Consider the following 16,597-nt stretch of genomic DNA (forward strand, 5'->3'; position numbering starts at 1 on the left):
TTAGAAATCGACTGTGTCGCGGATTCCGTCCTGAATACGGACCGCCTGTGGCAGGTAGTAATCCTCCAGCGAATGGAGTGGCATGGGAGCATCGAACCCAGCAATTCGTTTGATTGGCGCCTCCTGATGAACGAGCGCTTCTTCCTGAATCGTCGTTGCGATTTCCGCCCCTAATCCACCAGTCTTCGGTGCTTCGTGGACAATTGCGGCTCTCCCGGTCTTTTTGAACGATTCAGTGATCGTCTCTATATCGAGGGGAGACAGGGTTCGCAGGTCGATGACTTCGACGTCGATGTCATGTGACTGGTGAAGGTTCTCCGCAGCGATTAGCGCCGGCCGAGTCATCGCGCCCCAAGTGTAGACTGAGATATCGCTCCCTTCACGCCGGATAGCGGCCTCATTCAACGACACTTCATACGGTTTCGTCGGGACATCTTCACGGAAGGCACGGTAGATTAACTTCGGCTCCAGGAAAATAACTGGATCCGGGTCATGGATGGACGCCGCTAGGAGCCCCTTCGCATCGTATGGCGTGCTCGGCGAGACGACTTTGAGCCCGGGCTCGTGCACGAAGAACGCTTCCTTTGACTCGGAGTGATGTTCTGGGGCTCGGATGCCGCCACCATATGGCGCTCGTATCACCATCGGCACCGAGTACTGCCCCTGACTGCGGCTCCGGAGGCGTGCAGCGTGACTGACGATCTGGTCGAAGGCAGGATACATGAAGCCCATGAACTGCATCTCAGGAACAGGCTTCATCCCGGTCTGGGCGAGTCCAATCGAAGCTCCGATGATTCCGGCTTCTGCCAGTGGCGTGTCGATAACGCGGTCTTCGCCGAACTCTTCGTATAGCTGGTCGGTTGCTCTGAAGACACCACCGTTTTTCCCGACATCTTCACCCAGAACGACGACGCTGTCGTCCTGTGCCATCTCTGTGTACAGGCCATCCTGTATCGCCTCCACGAGGGTGAGACTCTGTGCGTTTTGCTGCGTCTGCGTGCTGGCTGTCGAACTCATTCCAGCACCTCCGAGAACGCGCCCTCGTCATACTTCTCGCGCAGCCGGTTCAATTCGTCCCGCTGTTCTTCGAGTCGCGCTGGAACGTCCTCGTACACATGCTCAACGATGTTGTCCGGACTCGCCTCTGTCTGCTCTGCCGTTTCTATCGCCTCGCTGACTTCTTGTTCGATACTGTCTTGAATCTCACTCTCGAGGGCGGAATCGAGGATGCCCTCGTTGTACAGATACGTTTCAATACGGTCTACAGGGTCGCGGTCCCGCCAGGCCTCCTCTTCTGATTCGTCTCTGTAAACGGACGGATCATCCGCAGTGGTGTGTGCACCGAAGCGATACTGGACAGACTCGATAAGCGTTGGGCGTCGCTCTCCAGGGCCCGGATTCCGGGCTTTCGCCAGTGCCTCACTAGCGACTTTATACACCGCCAGCGGGTCCAGTCCGTCAACTCGAACGCCGTCAATGCCATATGCCTGTGCCTTTTCAGCAATGGTTTCGCTCGCGGTCTGTCGCTCTCGAGGGACCGAAATCGCCCATTGATTGTTGTTACAGACGAATACAGCGGGGACATCGAACACCCCGGCGAAATTCAGCCCTTCGTGGAAATCTCCTTCGGAGGTCGCACCATCACCGAGGTGACACAGGACGGCCGTATCGGTCTTTCCCTGTAGCTTGTGTCCCCACGCCATTCCCATAGCCTGTGGAACCTGGGTCGCAATCGGAATATACTCCGGCATCACGTTGACGTCGTCCGGGATCGCGTATCCGTCTCTATAGCCTCGCAGTGGCTCGAAAAGGGATACCAGATCCATCCCATGAGCGTACTTCGCCGCGTGCTCTCTGTAGGTCGGGAACAACCAGTCTTGCTCGGCAAGTGCCAAGCTCGTAGCGACCTGTGACCCTTCTTGTCCGGTCATTGGTGCATACGTCGCGAGCCGCCCCTGTCGCTGGAAGCTGATCGCCCGCTGGTCGAAGTGCCGAGCGAGCTTGATTGTCTCATACAGCTCAAGTAACTGCCTATCTGAAATATCCGGGACAGACGCCTGTGGCAGTACGTTGCCTTCAGCATCCAGTATCTGGACCAGCTCCGAGTCTTCTCTGACGGCCGCTGGCACGTCTTTGCTTCCTGCTTCGTTTTTCATATTCATTGTTTTCGATGATGTTTTTTGTATTCGACAGACGCTCCCTCAGCAGACCCTGATAACCCGAACAGCCGCTGGTTACGGCTCCCCGAGCGTGTTCAAGGCTGGCGTTTTCCACCAGGCACAGGGGCGAACTGTGCGCTGGCAGTCTACGCCAGTTTAAATGTCGAAAATGTAAAGAATGTAGCTGTGGAAGAGGGCAGTGCCCAATCCATTAACTGCCGGGACAGCTGACCTGCAGGGCAGGCGATAGGGTTCAAGCCCGGATGCATACATCGAAACTAACATGGTAGATACTTATTGTTTGTGCGACAGCCGTTCACACGCCACAGTAGCTAGTCTGTGGTAACGGTGACAGCTACTGGCCCAAAGCGGCATGAGTGCAGCAGTAAGTGACATTTGTTTTGTTACTATATCTATATTATATGTTTTGAAAAGATGTCGAGACAGTCGACTTTCAGACATTTCTGCCGGCGGAAAGATATTACGAGTAGCTATTAAGAACTATATGTATTTAACTATCAGTAACTTCGCTGGAGTCGGGTTGCAGTGTGGAAAGATGTTCGCTGACTATGGTCACCGTCACGGACTCAACGGCCTGTACAGTATCACACGTAGATGGTATGCCCGTTGCAAAGCGTAGTCACCAAGCCAGTGGTGGGCACAGGAGCTACCCGCCGAGGAAGTCCTCCCGAACTTGTTGGTCGTTGAGAAGTGCCTCACCACTGTTCTCGTGTCGGTTCTGCCCCTGCACAAGGACATAGCCGCGATCACACCGCCGCAATGCCTCCTTGGCGTTTTGCTCGACGAGGAGAACAGCAGTACCGGCGTCGTTGATCTCGTCAATGCGGTCAAACATCTCATCGACGAGGTCTGGTGCAAGGCCTGCACTGGGCTCGTCAAGGAGTAACAGATCTGGATCGAGCATGAGCGCACGGCCCATCGCCAGCATCTGTTGTTGGCCCCCTGAAAGTGTGCCTGCCTTCTGCTCCGACCGAGTCTCCAGTATCGGGAACCGGTTGTAAACCGCTTGTAGCCGGTCTTCCGGGAACTGGTCCAGCGTGTATGCACCCATCTTGAGGTTCTCTGTGACTGTCAGTGGCTCAAACACGTTGTTGCTCTGGGGGACGAAGCTCAACCCATATGAGATGATATCTTCCGGTTGTTCGCCAGCGATATCCCTGTCATTGAATACGATTTTACCCCCCATGTACGTCGTCAGTCCGAACACAGATTTCATTACAGTGGACTTGCCCGCACCGTTCGGGCCGACAATGGTGATGTACTCACTCTGTCCGACTTCCATGTCGACATCTGTGAGGATCTGCAGATCACCGTACCCGGCGTCCAGTTGCTGTACTGACAGCAGACTCATATTTTCACCTCTTCCCCAAGATATGCGTCAAGCACTTTCTCGTTATTTTTCACTGCGTCCGGTTGCCCCTCTGTGAGCACACTTCCCTGATGCATCACGATGACCGTATCGCAGTTGTTCATGATAACGTCCATGTCGTGTTCGACGAAGAGGAAGGTGTAGCCCTGCTCTTTGAGCGTATGTAACCGGTCGATGAGTTTCTCCTCTAGCGTCGGATTGACTCCTGCAAGTGGTTCGTCCAGCAGTACCATCTCGGGGTCGGTCATGAGTACACGCGCCATCTCCAGCAGTTTCCGTTGGCCCCCCGAGAGATTGCCGGCGGATTCGTGCGCGACGTGCTCAATCTCAAACAGTTCGAGCATCTCCCAGGCCTGTTCTCGGAGTTCTTTTTCCTGTTCGACGACCTGTGTTCTGGCTCGCGGGAGGACCGTTCGCCAGAGTGCTTCGCCGGCCTGGTTCTGTGGTGCTAGCATGAGGTTTTCGAGCACGGTCATCTCTGAGAGCTCTCGTGCTATCTGGAAGGTCCGGACGAGTCCCTGATTTGCGACCTGATCTGACCGATATCCCGTTATCTCCGTATCGTTGAATTCGACTGCGCCCCGTCTGGACGTTGCACACCGGTAATCAGGTCGAACGTCGTCGACTTGCCAGCACCGTTTGGACCAATCAGACCGGTTATCGACCCCTTTTCGACGTGGAAAGAGACATCAGCGACAGCCGTAATACCGCCGAACGTCTTTCGTAGATTCTCCACTTTGAGTATCTGCTCTTGCTGTCCGTTCTGGGTCTGGTCGCTCCGTGCTGATTGTACGTTCTTACTCATTGTCGTTCTCGCGAGTCGCCTGTTGTGAGAGATCAACGCTCGATGCGATTGCTTTTCGATGGCCAAGCAGCCCATCCGGGTGCCGTTGCATGAGGTACACCAGAACGATGCCTAACAACATCAATCTGAGAGCCGAAATACTCACGTCCTGCACGGAGTACGCCAGCAGCGGCGTGACATCAAGAGTCCCCAGCTCGGCAAGCGCACCGACAAGCGTATCGGGAGCGTTGCTGAGTTGGAGGTACTCTGCCACGACCCGGCGGATGAACGAGGGGCCTTCGAAAAGCAGACTCGCGAACAGGGCACCGCCAACAATACTCCCCGTGGGCGAGCCAGTCCCGCCGATAAACAGCGCAATGAAGATGTAGAACGTCTGTATCGGCTTGAACATCCGTGGCGATGCATAGCTTCCGGAAAGACGCCAGAGGATGGCAATCAGGCCCATAAGCGCACAACCAAGCGCGAATGTCTTGATTTTGAACAGGCGCGTATCTTTCCCCAGCGCCTGCGTGACCTGCTGATCCTCGCGGATACTCTTGAGGACCCGCCCGAAGGGAGACTTCCCAATGCGGACCATCAGCCAGTACAGGAGGCCGAGGCAGAGGCATAACATAACTACGTACGCCCAGCCGATGACCAGCGTCTCCTCAATCCCCAGCGGTTCCACAGCGCTGAATATCGCCGCACCCAGAGCATTGGGTGCTGGGGCTGTTGCGGCCGGGTCTGTGTAAAATAGAATCCGGATCGGATTCGATGGCAGCGACAGCCCCGTCGCACCGCCCGTCCCAAATGCAACGCCAGCAACGCGAGTATTCGCGAACTCCGGTGCACGAAGTGTGAGGCGAACGATTTCCGAGAATGCAACAGTAACGATCGCAAGATAATCCGCACGAAGTCGGATCGCAGGTAACGCAGCGAGGCCGCCGATGACCCCAGTCACGAGGATAGCACCTACAATCGCGACCGGAAGTGGCAGCCCGAAACCAGGCGGACTGGCCGTCACTGGAGCAGCCAGTATCCCCATCGTGTACACACCGATGGCCATGAACCCGGCCGCACCGAGATTGAACAGGCCTGCATACCCCCACTGAAGGTTTAGTGCGAGCGCTAACATGGCATAAATTACCGAGAGGAACGCGACACGACGAAGCGTGTTGACTGTGCCATTCAACTGGAACCCAAGGACGACACTGAAAAGCGCGTACAAACCCCCGATCGCGAGTGCCAGGGCGATAAGCAAGCGTACGTCGTTGTTGCCAAGCCAGCCCTCAGCCCGCGCCTGGATAGAGCCAGTACTCATGCCGTCGTCCTCCCACTGAACAGCCCCGACGGACGCACGAGCAGCATGACGATCATGATAACGAATGCCGCAACCAGAAGGAAGCTGGCTGGAATCCAGACAAGCGCAAGTCGGCTCGCGATACCGAGAATGACGCCGCCGACCATGGCGCCGTAGATCGAACCGACACCGCCGAGGATGACCGCTGCGAACACCAGTAACAGCAGGTCCCACCCCATTGTCACTGTGAGCGTCCCCTGCTGTAATGCGATAAGAAAGCCTGCACACCCGGTAAGCCCGCCGCCGATAATCCACGTAAGCTTGACAACGCGCTCCGTTGGGATGCCAGTGACCTTTGCGAGGTCCTTGTTCGCGGCCATTGCACGCATCGCCATACCGATCTTTGTGTACTGGAGCAGAATGTGAGTGCCAAGCATCAGGAGTGCGGCGACGACAACCAGCGTAATCTGGTGTCCGCCGAACGTGACGCCCGCGACGGTAAACTGGGGGATATTGCCGCCTGTCAGCCCGCGACTGTCGGTCAGGAACGAAAAGGTGAGGAAATTACGAAGGAACAGTGCGACGCCGACGCTGGCAATCATCAGCGTCACACCATCGGCACTGCGCATCGGTCTGAACACGATTCGATCCAGCAAAAGCGAAAGAGCGGCTGTCAGGACCGCGGCGACGAGTAAGCCAGCCAGAAGCGCCAGTGGGGTATTGACGACATTGATGCCAAGCTCATTCGAACCGACTGCGATTGGTCCGCCGATAAGAATGAGCGATTCGACAGAGAACTCTCCCAGCCCGGCAATCAGAAACGCCGTCGCCCAGCCGGCGAACGCACCGCTCGTAATCAGATCACCGTGGGCAAAGTTCGCGAAATTGAGGATACTGTATGTCATCGAGAGACCGACACCGGCCAATCCAAGTGACATTCCAAGCACCAGTCCATTCCAGAGATAACTCAGAAGATCTGTGACGGCAACTGTTCCAGTGCCTAACTGTCGAAGGATATCGAATACGAAAAACACGCCGATAACTGCCAATATAACGAGTACTGGACGGTTGTATACCAGATTCTGTCCACGGCTGTAGTAGTCTCGTGCCGCCATACTTTGGTGCTCTGTACCCAGTCTTAAAAATCTTGATGTAAAATAGTCATAGATACCGCGAAACCGAAGATATGTGCCGCATTCATGCTAGTACTACACACGGTATCGTTTGACAATACCAGACGTGACAGCTAGATCAGACGGACTTTGCAACCGCAGGTATCGAAAGCAGGATTCGATATATAATCGCGAACGCATACGCCCATAATAGGGGATGTAAAATCGCGTACCGGACGGCAGATATGATCCCACTTACCGAATGACACAGTCAGTCGCGAGTCACTGCTGGTACGCTACAGAGAGTTCGTGACTGTTCGCATAACTTCCAGCGCCTCTTTCAGTTCAGCTGTACTCGTAGCATACGAAATGCGCGCCTGCCCCTTGCCACTCGGCCCGAACGCTTCGCCGGGGACCACAATAACATCGTTGTCCAGCATCTTCTGAGTCCATCCGTCCGGGACGTGGGGCATCGCGTAGAACGCGCCCTTCGGCACTGGCGTGTCGAGGCCGATGTCCTCTAACCCATCGAGAAGGACGTCTCGGCGCTCCTCGAAGGCCGACACCATCTCTCTCACCGGTTCCTGTGGACCGGTGAGCGCCGCTTCGGCAGCGTACTGTGATGGGGCACTGGCACACGCCTGCACGTACTGGTGCACCCGGAGCATCCGTTCGATTCGCTCCGAACTGGCCGCCACCCACCCGAGCCGCCACCCTGTCATTGAGTACGTTTTCGAGCACGCGCTGGCCTGAATCACCCGATCAGAGGTAGCGAATTCCGCCGGCGAGTGGTGTTCCCCATCGAAGACGATCTTCTCGTAGACCTCATCGGAGAGGCAAATGACTTCGTGCTCATCCGCAATTCGCGCGAACTCTGCCATATCTCGCTTCGATTGCACTGCACCGGTGGGGTTCGCAGGACTGTTAACGATAAACAGTGACGTGTTATCAGTGATAGCGTTCTCGACAGCAGCGGGGTCAAGGGTCAGGTCGTCCCTGAGTTCGACCCGCTTTGGTTCGCCGCCGGCGAGTAGCACCAGTTGTTCATAGGCCAGAAACCCGGGGTCAGGGCAGAGCACTTCGTCGCCTGGCTGGACGTGGGCTTCGATCGCGACGTGAATCGCCTCGCTTGCGCCGGCGGTGGCAATGATGTTTTCGGGCGGGATGTCCTGTCCATTGTCGGTAGCATAGCGGTCACTGATGGCTTCTCTGAGTTCTGGAATCCCCTTGTTTGACGTATATGAATCACCCATCCCATCCTGAATCGCACTCATCGCGGCCTCTCGCGCGTGTTCTGGAGTTGGGAAGTCAGGCTGACCGAGACCCAGATTTATTGCGTCTTCGCCTGCCGCCTCGAAGACTTCTCGGATGCCACTGATATCCATCTCTTCGACGCGTGCTGCGTACTGAGACATCAGTTCACAACTATAACAGTATTTGATTATAGTCTTTGGGTTGTGTGATAATAACTATGACATCGGCCCAGCCGGACAATATGACGAATCGTCTCTCTGAGTTACGGTGTGGCACAAAAGCCATACAGTTTGCCGTACCTTCAGGGTATCGTACTCCGGAGTGGGGAAGCCCGCGGTGTTCTCGTTACACTTCCACCTGCTCGATATTCTCCGTGCCGTTCTCTGTATACCTGAAGTAATTGTACACGGCACTCGCCAGATCCCCATTGTCGTCAAACTCAACTGGGCCCGAGACGCCCTGGTAATTGATTTCGTTCCCGTCGGCCGCCAGCGAAACGCCTTCTCCCAGGTTTTCAGGTCCGACTGCCTCACCGCCAGGGTCTGTGACCGCCCGCATCTGGTCGCGGATTGCAGTCCCGTCATCTTCACCGGCTGCCGCGCGTGCCAGCATGAGGACTGCCGCAGCATCGAACGACTGCTGATTGAACGGCCCCGGTGCAGAGCCATACTCGTCTTGGTACGCAGATTTGAAGTACTCGATTCCCGGTCCGGCTGAGGATGGATTGGTCCCGCGAACGTTCGTCATGTCGTGTCCCACGTTTCCGGGCAAGTCATCGGCCCTGAGTCCGTCTGGGACCAGAATATCCATGTCCGCTCTATCGAAGTTCCCGTAGAAGTTCCGGAAGATTTTGTTCCCGCTTTCGGGGTAGCCGATAATCACGAGCGTCTCCGGGTCACCGTCAAGGGCGTTTTGCAACTGTGACGTGTATGAGGAGCGACCCGCCGAGTATGAGACCTGATTCAGGACTTCACCACTGTATTCTCCCTCAAACGTCTTCGTGAAGCCGTTTGACAGGCCGTTCCCGTACGCGTTATTGAGAAAGAGGATAGCTGCGCTCTCTTTCTCAAGCCGCTCGGCCGCGATCTGTGCCAGCAGTGATCCCTGCAGCTTGTCCGTTGGCGGCGTCCGGTACACGAAGTCGTTATCTTCCAGTGAGGAGACGTCAGGTGACGTCGCCGATGGTGAGCACATCACCGTCTGATTCGGAATTCCGACGTTCTCTGCGACCTGCAGTGTCACTGATGACGCTAATCCGCCGCAAATCATCGGATAGCCAGCGTTCACGAGTGCTTCTGCGCCACTCACGCCCCGACTCGGCTTGGTCTCAGTATTCTCAAACTGCGTATCGACTGAGAACCCGTTGTCCGCGTCTCGGACCTCCTTTACAGCTAGTTCTGCTGCATCCCGAATTGCGGGGCCCACTTCGGACAAACCACCCGTTACCCCCATTAGGATGCCCATGCTGATGGTGTTGCCACTACTACCACCGTCTGTCGAACAGCCGGCAAGTCCGACAGCGCCTGCGGCACCAATGCTCTTCATGACAGTTCGACGGCTGACTGTATCGTGCATCGCAACACTCCCCATGACACAATCTTTCGTGATAAACGTTATTATGAGCCGTAGCGGTTTTGCGCAGAGACGAAGCGGGCTCTGAGAAGGTCTGAGTCAGATGCAGGGAACGCTCCGGTTACCCCGCTTACGATACTGTATTGTCGCTGACCTCGGTCGAACCCCTCTCCGACACCAATCACACAGTTATTCAGACGACTCTCATCTAAAGTGCCTGTATATTCCTCAAAGTCGTATCTGTGCCGCGCCAGTGCCGATACGTGTTCGAATCAGACGAACGGTGTGGGTGACGGGGCAGCCTCAGTACCCTATAGTCCGCACAGGGCACTTCTGACCCGCATAGGCACGATTATCCGAGACACGAATCCAGATTTCGGGCGTCAGACTAATCACCAGCGCCGGACTGTCGATACCAAGCGCTCAGGACAGATCTCATCTCGGGAGAAAGTCTCAGGTCCGAGATTCCGTTGTCTCTTCCCGATCAGACAGGCCACCAGTCAGACTCCGTTAATATATAAACTAGTTGTAGAGTATAGTGGTTCGAATTATTAGAACGAGAAGGTGGCGATGCCTACTTCGGCCATCCCTGTGTAGTTCGATCATGGAATGCCACTTACCATTGACTCCCCAAAACTGCTGTTGCAGCTACAGTGTTGAAGAACAGAAGTTCCACCACAGATACCATGTATTCGTAAATACATATAATAGAAAATGTGAATATTACATAAGTTGGTCTGTGGGTGGGATTTCTGTTACAAGCATACAGGTGTAACAAGTTTCACGGCCGAGGCTCATATCTGTTACAGCAGTAACGCTGTAATCCATTGTCGGCTGTATCCGAGCTTGCAGGATGCAGCCTCCCCGTCCAGAAGGCGAGAAAGCGGACAAAGAGCTTTTTAAGAGCTTTGTGAGTGAGTTTTCATATCCAATCAGATATATTATTATTCTAAAAGTGTTGGAATATATATCGTCCCAACTATTAGAACGAGTTTCACACAGGAAACTACGGAATTCAGACAGTAAAACGCTTGAGAGTGATCGAAACAGGCGCTATAGCATAGTCGGCTTACTTGAACACCACAGCGGGACAGTTGGTTTCGCAGGCGTCCGAGTGGGCGCCTATGCAACCGTGGCTGCTACAACGTTGCACCCCAAACTCTATACCTTGGGAGTTACCCACAGTTGGACGTAACGCCACAATCAATAATGACACCTAAATTCACTACCCATGACTGAAACAGGAAAGCGCCTTGTCGAAGAACTGGACGAGCAAGGCGTCGAGTACGTCTTCGGATATCCCGGTGGTCGTGCCATCGAGATCCTTGATCACGTCCCGGATGCAGACGTTGAGATGGTCCGACCACGCGATGAACGTGAAGCCAGCGTCATGGCCGAGATGCACGGACGACTCACCGGCAACCCCGGGGTCCTCGCGGGGCAAGGCCCCTGGATCGGGAGTCTCGGCGCAATCGGCCAGATGGAAGGAAAGCTCGCTTCGTCACCGATGGTCGTTATTACCGAGGCCAGCGAGCGTGGCGACTATTCGACGCTCGCGCCGTACCAGCAGGCTCGCGGTGACTACGGTGGTCTGGATCTGCCGTCAGCGCTCGATGCCTACACCAAGGAAAACTGGTTCCCGCGCTCACCAACGGAGACGGTACGGAGCCTCCAGCTCGCGTTCAAACACGCGACTGCCGGCCGGCCCGGGCCAACGGCACTAATCCTCGACGGCGACGCCGTCACCGAGGAGATGCCCGAAGACCCGATTCCACCGGTCTGGGACGGCCATGAGCAAGTGCAAAACTGGGAAGCGCGACCAGCCCAAGAGGATGTTCAGACAGCGATTACAGCGCTAAGCGAGGCTGACCGACCGGTTATCATCTCCGGCAACGGCGTTCACGCCGCCGACGCCTACGACCAGCTTGAAACTGTCGCGGAGGCGACTGATGCGGTCGTTACGACCTCATATCTGGGCAAGTCGACGTTCCCAGAAACCCACGAGCTGGCTGCAGGTGTTATCGGCTCCTTCGGTCACGAAGGCGCAAACCAGGTTGTCAGCGAAGCGGACGTCCTCCTCGTCGTGGGCTGTCGCATGAACCCGATGGACACGAACTGGCAGTCCCCGGAGTTCATCCGGCCCGACGAGCAGACCATCATCCATGCTGACATCGACACACGCAACGCTGGCTGGGTCTACCCCGCAGATGTCGCGCTTATCGGTGATGCAGCACACAGTCTCGACGACCTAGCAGCGAGCCTCCCCGAGAGCGCTGGAAACGACTGGGCACGTGACCGTGCGGCCGCAGCGCAGGAGTCATTCTATGCACCCGTATGCGAGTCGGATGCGTCACCGATTAAGCCACAGAGTGCAGTCAAAGAAATCGAGGCTGTCGTTGATTCGGAGACCATTGTGACCGCCGATTCCGGGAACAATCGGTTCTGGTTGCTGAACTACCTTCAGACACCGGACACCAGGACTTACTACGGCAGCGGTGGCGTCGGCGCGATGGGGTGGGCAACACCAGCCGCGGTGTCAGCTGCTATCACGACGGAGAAAGATATCATCGCCGTCGCCGGCGACGGAGGCTTCACGATGACGATGACCAGTGTCGAGACAGCCGTCGAGAACGGCGTCGCGCCCACGTTCGTCGTCCTCAACGACACCAGTCTGGGGATGGTTCGTCAGATGCAACACGAGGAGGGCGACATCGCTGGCGTCGAGTTCCACGACACCGACTTCGTGAAAGCAGCCGAGGCGTTCGGCGCTGAAGCGACGCGGGCAGTAACGCCTGCTGAACTCGCGGCGGCACTCGAGGAAGGGACCAGCGCCGATGTCCCATTCGTCATCGATGTTCGCATCGACCGTGACGAAGAGATGGTCGAGTCCCTCCAGTCGTCGTTCTACAAAGAAGTCGGCGGGCTGCACGAATGAACTCCCGGACATGGTTTAGCAAAGAATATAAATCAACTACGCAACACACATTGATACAACAATGACAGATACGACGGTACTCGTCACTGGCGGAACCGGCTTCCTCGGCTCGTATGTCGTCGAGGATCTCATCGAACACGGGCACGACGTCATCGCCTACGACCTCTCGACGGACGACCATATCCTCTCGAAGTTGGGTGTCGCCGACGATGTGACCATCCGGCGCGGTGATGTCTCTGAGGCGACGGACGTGATTCGTGCTGTCAAAGAGACGGGGACGACCCATATCGTTCACCTTGCGGCACTGCTGACGAACACAGCTCGGGACAACCCGCGGGCTGGCCTCGATGTCAATATCAAGGGGACGAACAACGTCTTCGAGGCCGCACGCACTCTCGACGACCAGATCGACCGCGTTACCTGGGCCTCCAGCGCGGCGGTGTACGCGCCGCCACACAACTACGCCGCCGAGTATGTCGACGAGGACGAACTGGTCTATCCTGATACGCTCTACGGCGCGACCAAAGAGTACAACGAACATCAGGCCCGTGTCTACCACGAGGATTACGATGTCGACCACGTTGGACTTCGCCCGACTGTGGCGTACGGCCCCTACCGCGAGACCGGCGGGTCAGCGTTCCTCGCAAACATCATCGAGAAGCCGGCACTCGGCGAACCGTTCAGCGTCGAGTACGGCGATCAGGTGATCGACTGGCAACACGCCCGTGATATCGCACAGGCGTTCCGGAAAGCAACGTTTGTCGACGAGGACGACCTCAGCCAGCGCATCTACAACGTCCGCGGCGTCCTCGCGACGATCCGTGAAGCCGCCAACGCTGTCCGAGAAATCGTCCCGGATGCCGATCTTGAGGTCTCTGATGAGGGCGAACTCCCATGGACCCAGAACCTCGATATGACCGCCGCGCAGGAAGACCTCGGCTACGAGGTCGAGTACGACCTCGAATCCGGGTTCCGGTCCTACATCAACACCCTCCGGGAAGAGAACGGGCTCGAATCGCTCTGAGACACCAGCCCGCCGTCACTATGTGACGTACATACCGTGGGTACTCGCGTTTTTCGCTGATTGGACCAGAGTGAACCCAGTGTTTGATTAGGGACCTGCCTGTACGCATAGGTGATGTACGAGCGCGACTTCATGGAAGGAACGCGTGGCACCATGGCCGTCGACTGGGAAGAACGGATCGATGTCAAGCGAATGCGACGCGAGCGCAAAGACCGAGCCCTCGACCGATTGCAGGACTCCGAACTGGGGTCGATGTTGCTGATTAACGACCCGAATGTCCGGTACGTCACTGGGCTGGCGATGACTGGCGGGAGCGGGGCAGACCACTACACGCTCCTGACCGAAGACGGCGATGTCGTCCACTGGGACACTGCGGACCACGCATCGAACCAGCGGTTCAACTGTCCTTGGCTCGACGACATCCGGTATGCCTGTCCGGGACTCGGCAACGTTCCCCGGGCGTCAGGCAGCGCTTCCGCGCGTGACTGGCTCAAAGACAAGATGGCTGAGACGGTGTACACGGCCATGGAGGAGTACGGTGTCGATCGGGAGCCGATGGGCATCGACGTAGGGAACGGAGCGCTTATTGAGAAATTCGAGGACCGTGGCGTCGATGTTGATACCAGCGCGGCGACTGATATCATGCTCGACGCGCGGAAGACCAAAACCCGCGACGAGATAGAGTGTCTGCGACAGGTCGCTGCCATCTGTGAGGCAGGCTTTCAGAAGATTACGGAGAGTGCCAAGCCAGGCAAGCGTGAATCAGAAGTCTGGGGCGATGCGGTTGGCGAACTCTGGGGGCACGGCGCAATGGCCCAAGGCGGCTACGTTACCTCCGGCCCGAACACCTGGCCGAAACATCAGGCAAACACGACCGACCGGATGATTCGACCGAATGACCTCGTGTACGCTGATTTCTACAACATCGGCTATCTGGGCTACCGCTCCTGTTACTACCGGACGTTCAGCATGGGCGAACCGACGCAGGCACAGAAAGATGCCTACGAAAAAGCCCGTGACGACCTGTATGACGTCCTCGAACGGATCGAGCCGGGGGCCACGACCGACGAGATCTGCAAGGGCTTCCCCGACAGAGAGGGTGAGCATATGGACTGGTACGACGCCGACGAGTTCTGGCAGATGACAACCAACCACTGGGCGCATGGGCTGGGGCTACAGCTCTACGAAACGCCGCTCATCTGGCGCGGACTCTCTCCGGACCACCCGATCGAAATCGAGGAGGGCATGACGATGGCTGTCGAGACGATGCAACCCGCGGAGCGGCAGGGCGTCCGGGTCGAAGAGATGGTTGTCGTCCGCGAAAACGGCGTCGAGATACTCAGTGAGTGGCCTGTTTCGGAAATCACGCGGATCAACTACTGAACTGACTGGCAGGCATCTTGGCCGATTTCACGCATTGTCTGGTCGCTGGCGTGCCACTACCGTTAAGTCGGTCGCGCCGTAACGGAAATTTATGCAACTGGGAACAGGCCTGTTTACCTGTCAGCAGCGCCCGGACGATGACCGCGAAACCAGCGAGATTTACGACGAAATGCTCGAACTGGGGGAAGTTATCGACAACGCGGGTCTCGATAGCGCCTGGGTCTCAGAGCATCACTTCCTTGACGACGACTATCTATCAGGCGTCACACCGGCGCTTGGGGCGTTAGCTGCAGTCACCGACGACATCGAAATCGGGTCCTGTATCGCACTCGCGCCGCTGTATGATTCAATCCGGCTCGCTGAGGATATCGCGACAGTGGACCAGATCGCCGATGGCCGAACGACGCTCGGGATGGCAATCGGATCTAACGTCTCAGAGTTTGACGCCTTCGGAATTCCCGACGACGAACGGGCCGAACGACTAGCCGATACGGTCGACACGCTTCGCGGTGCCTGGTCTGACGGGCCGCTCAACTACGAGCCGGAATTCCACGACATCTCTTCAGACGTCACTGTGACACCGAAACCTGCACACGACGTTCCTCTCATGCTCGGTGGGGCCTCGCGGCCTGCCGTCCGGCGGGCCGCCCGGACCGCTGACGCATGGTGCGCCCCGTCGTCGCTGTCAGTCAATGGCGTCCGGAAGCGCGTCGAGGACATCCGAAACGTCCGTGACGACGAGGATATCGAGGGCGACTTTCAGGTGTATGTCCTCCAGCACGGGTTCATCGGTGACTCCCGCGAGGACGCATGGGAGCAGATGCGTGACGGCTACCTCTACATCCAGCGCCGGTACGAGGAGATATTCTCCGGCGAGACGGTTGCAGAACTCGACGAGGAACGCAAGCAGGAACTCAAAGAACAGGCTATCTTCGGGACACCCGACCAGGTCACGGAGGAACTCGAAACGTACCGCGAGGCGCTGGGCGACGACATTCATTTCATCTTCCGGACGTACCACCCTGGAACCGGAACGCAAGAGATGGCCGAGTGCATCCGGCGGCTCGGTGAAGAGGTGCAGCCGAAGATCAGCTAAGACTGGCACATGATGTCGGTGACTGTTGGAACATCAGATACCGTCTGACCCGAAGGGGATGCGACACCACGAGCGCTAGTGACTTGCTGAGATGCTGCCCGTGGGTTTCGGACCCCTGTGAACACCAATACTTATTTCCCCAGGTGAAGAACCGAATTGATGAGTATGGACATCGAAGCATTCTTCCAGAACATGCCGTTTGCCGACCTGCTCGATATCGAGATAACGACTGTCGATAACGGGCACGCCGAAGGGCATATCCAAATGCGCGAAGAACTGTCGTGGAACGAGGAGCAGATAATGGCCCACGGCGGCGTTACGTTCACCCTCGCTGATACCGTTGGTGGGGCCGCTCTCGTGTCTCTCGTCGACCAGCCGGTGCCGACCATCGATATGCGCATCGATTACCTCGAAGCCGGGACAGGGGACCTCCGAGCGGAAGCGGACGTGGTTCGTCACGGTGGTGATGTTGGCGTCGTCAGTGTGGAAGTGTACGCCGAAGACGGCACACAGGTCGCGGATGCACGCGGCGTCTACAAGACAGGGTAGCTCGACTGCAGCAACTGAACAGCTTCTGGACATCGTCAC

Annotated in this window: 12 protein-coding genes and 1 pseudogene; 5 read left to right on the plus strand and 8 right to left on the minus strand. The window is 56.8% G+C overall.

Annotated elements, in window-relative coordinates; all coding sequences use genetic code 11:
* The 8 genes and pseudogenes from ACODNH_RS20485 to ACODNH_RS20520 all read right to left on the minus strand — a co-directional run bounded on the left by ACODNH_RS20485 (position 1) and on the right by ACODNH_RS20520 (position 9,544).
* Positions 1-1,017 carry an alpha-ketoacid dehydrogenase subunit beta gene (locus ACODNH_RS20485; protein WP_434531697.1) on the minus strand — a complete coding sequence of 339 codons (1,017 nt, stop codon included), beginning with the start codon at positions 1,015-1,017 and terminating at the stop codon, positions 1-3.
* Positions 1,014-2,162 carry a pyruvate dehydrogenase (acetyl-transferring) E1 component subunit alpha gene (gene pdhA / locus ACODNH_RS20490; protein WP_306711556.1) on the minus strand — a complete coding sequence of 383 codons (1,149 nt, stop codon included), beginning with the start codon at positions 2,160-2,162 and terminating at the stop codon, positions 1,014-1,016. The genes ACODNH_RS20485 and pdhA overlap by 4 nt, the downstream gene beginning before the upstream one ends.
* Positions 2,163-2,826: 664 nt before the next feature.
* Positions 2,827-3,531 (minus strand): ABC transporter ATP-binding protein, encoded by a 705-nt coding sequence (locus ACODNH_RS20495; RefSeq protein WP_306711558.1) that lies wholly within the window; start codon positions 3,529-3,531, stop codon positions 2,827-2,829.
* Positions 3,528-4,354, minus strand: a pseudogene (locus ACODNH_RS20500) (ABC transporter ATP-binding protein). The gene ACODNH_RS20495 and the pseudogene ACODNH_RS20500 overlap by 4 nt, the downstream one beginning before the upstream one ends.
* Positions 4,347-5,654, minus strand: a complete 1,308-nt coding sequence (locus tag ACODNH_RS20505; protein WP_434531698.1) for a branched-chain amino acid ABC transporter permease — start codon at positions 5,652-5,654, stop codon at positions 4,347-4,349. Before ACODNH_RS20505 ends, ACODNH_RS20500 begins: the two are co-directional and overlap by 8 nt.
* Positions 5,651-6,748: a branched-chain amino acid ABC transporter permease gene (locus tag ACODNH_RS20510; RefSeq protein ID WP_434531699.1), complete on the minus strand. Its 1,098-nt coding sequence runs from the start codon at positions 6,746-6,748 to the stop codon at positions 5,651-5,653. Before ACODNH_RS20510 ends, ACODNH_RS20505 begins: the two co-directional genes overlap by 4 nt.
* 293 nt (positions 6,749-7,041) lie before the next feature.
* Complete coding sequence (locus ACODNH_RS20515; protein ID WP_434531700.1) at positions 7,042-8,160, minus strand: pyridoxal phosphate-dependent aminotransferase; 1,119 nt, start codon at positions 8,158-8,160, stop codon at positions 7,042-7,044.
* A 184-nt stretch (positions 8,161-8,344) separates the two neighbouring features.
* A complete protein-coding gene (locus ACODNH_RS20520; RefSeq protein WP_434531745.1) occupies positions 8,345-9,544 on the minus strand; it encodes an ABC transporter substrate-binding protein in 1,200 nt (399 codons plus the stop codon).
* Positions 9,545-10,802: 1,258 nt separating this feature from the next.
* On the opposite strand from ACODNH_RS20520, the gene ACODNH_RS20525 reads away from it, so the two are divergent.
* The 5 genes from ACODNH_RS20525 to ACODNH_RS20545 all read left to right on the plus strand — a co-directional run bounded on the left by ACODNH_RS20525 (position 10,803) and on the right by ACODNH_RS20545 (position 16,558).
* Positions 10,803-12,506, plus strand: a complete 1,704-nt coding sequence (locus ACODNH_RS20525) for a thiamine pyrophosphate-binding protein (RefSeq protein ID WP_434531701.1) — start codon at positions 10,803-10,805, stop codon at positions 12,504-12,506.
* Between the two features lie 61 nt (positions 12,507-12,567).
* Positions 12,568-13,530 carry an NAD-dependent epimerase/dehydratase family protein gene (locus ACODNH_RS20530; RefSeq protein WP_434531702.1) on the plus strand — a complete coding sequence of 321 codons (963 nt, stop codon included), beginning with the start codon at positions 12,568-12,570 and terminating at the stop codon, positions 13,528-13,530.
* 114 nt (positions 13,531-13,644) lie between these two features.
* Positions 13,645-14,913, plus strand: a complete 1,269-nt coding sequence (locus tag ACODNH_RS20535; RefSeq protein WP_434531703.1) for a M24 family metallopeptidase — start codon at positions 13,645-13,647, stop codon at positions 14,911-14,913.
* Between the two features lie 91 nt (positions 14,914-15,004).
* Positions 15,005-16,009, plus strand: coding sequence for an LLM class flavin-dependent oxidoreductase (locus ACODNH_RS20540; RefSeq protein ID WP_434531704.1), 1,005 nt, complete (start codon positions 15,005-15,007; stop codon positions 16,007-16,009).
* Between the two features lie 165 nt (positions 16,010-16,174).
* Positions 16,175-16,558, plus strand: a complete 384-nt coding sequence (locus tag ACODNH_RS20545) for a PaaI family thioesterase (RefSeq protein ID WP_434531746.1) — start codon at positions 16,175-16,177, stop codon at positions 16,556-16,558.
* Positions 16,559-16,597 lie beyond the last annotated feature (39 nt).

Origin of the sequence: Haloarcula sp. NS06 (assembly GCF_051122755.1) — an archaeon.
Classification (GTDB): Archaea; Halobacteriota; Halobacteria; order Halobacteriales; family Haloarculaceae; genus Haloarcula.

Coding starts and splice junctions, on each gene's coding strand:
- ACODNH_RS20495 (WP_306711558.1), bottom strand. CDS start 3,531: ATGAGTCTGCTGTCAGTACAGCAACTGGACGCCGGGTACGGTGATCTG.
- ACODNH_RS20530 (WP_434531702.1), top strand. CDS start 12,568: ATGACAGATACGACGGTACTCGTCACTGGCGGAACCGGCTTCCTCGGC.
- ACODNH_RS20525 (WP_434531701.1), top strand. CDS start 10,803: ATGACTGAAACAGGAAAGCGCCTTGTCGAAGAACTGGACGAGCAAGGC.
- ACODNH_RS20545 (WP_434531746.1), top strand. CDS start 16,175: ATGGACATCGAAGCATTCTTCCAGAACATGCCGTTTGCCGACCTGCTC.
- ACODNH_RS20515 (WP_434531700.1), bottom strand. CDS start 8,160: ATGTCTCAGTACGCAGCACGCGTCGAAGAGATGGATATCAGTGGCATC.
- ACODNH_RS20505 (WP_434531698.1), bottom strand. CDS start 5,654: ATGAGTACTGGCTCTATCCAGGCGCGGGCTGAGGGCTGGCTTGGCAAC.
- ACODNH_RS20520 (WP_434531745.1), bottom strand. CDS start 9,544: ATGAAGAGCATTGGTGCCGCAGGCGCTGTCGGACTTGCCGGCTGTTCG.
- pdhA (WP_306711556.1), bottom strand. CDS start 2,162: ATGAATATGAAAAACGAAGCAGGAAGCAAAGACGTGCCAGCGGCCGTC.
- ACODNH_RS20510 (WP_434531699.1), bottom strand. CDS start 6,748: ATGGCGGCACGAGACTACTACAGCCGTGGACAGAATCTGGTATACAAC.
- ACODNH_RS20535 (WP_434531703.1), top strand. CDS start 13,645: ATGTACGAGCGCGACTTCATGGAAGGAACGCGTGGCACCATGGCCGTC.
- ACODNH_RS20485 (WP_434531697.1), bottom strand. CDS start 1,017: ATGAGTTCGACAGCCAGCACGCAGACGCAGCAAAACGCACAGAGTCTC.
- ACODNH_RS20540 (WP_434531704.1), top strand. CDS start 15,005: ATGCAACTGGGAACAGGCCTGTTTACCTGTCAGCAGCGCCCGGACGAT.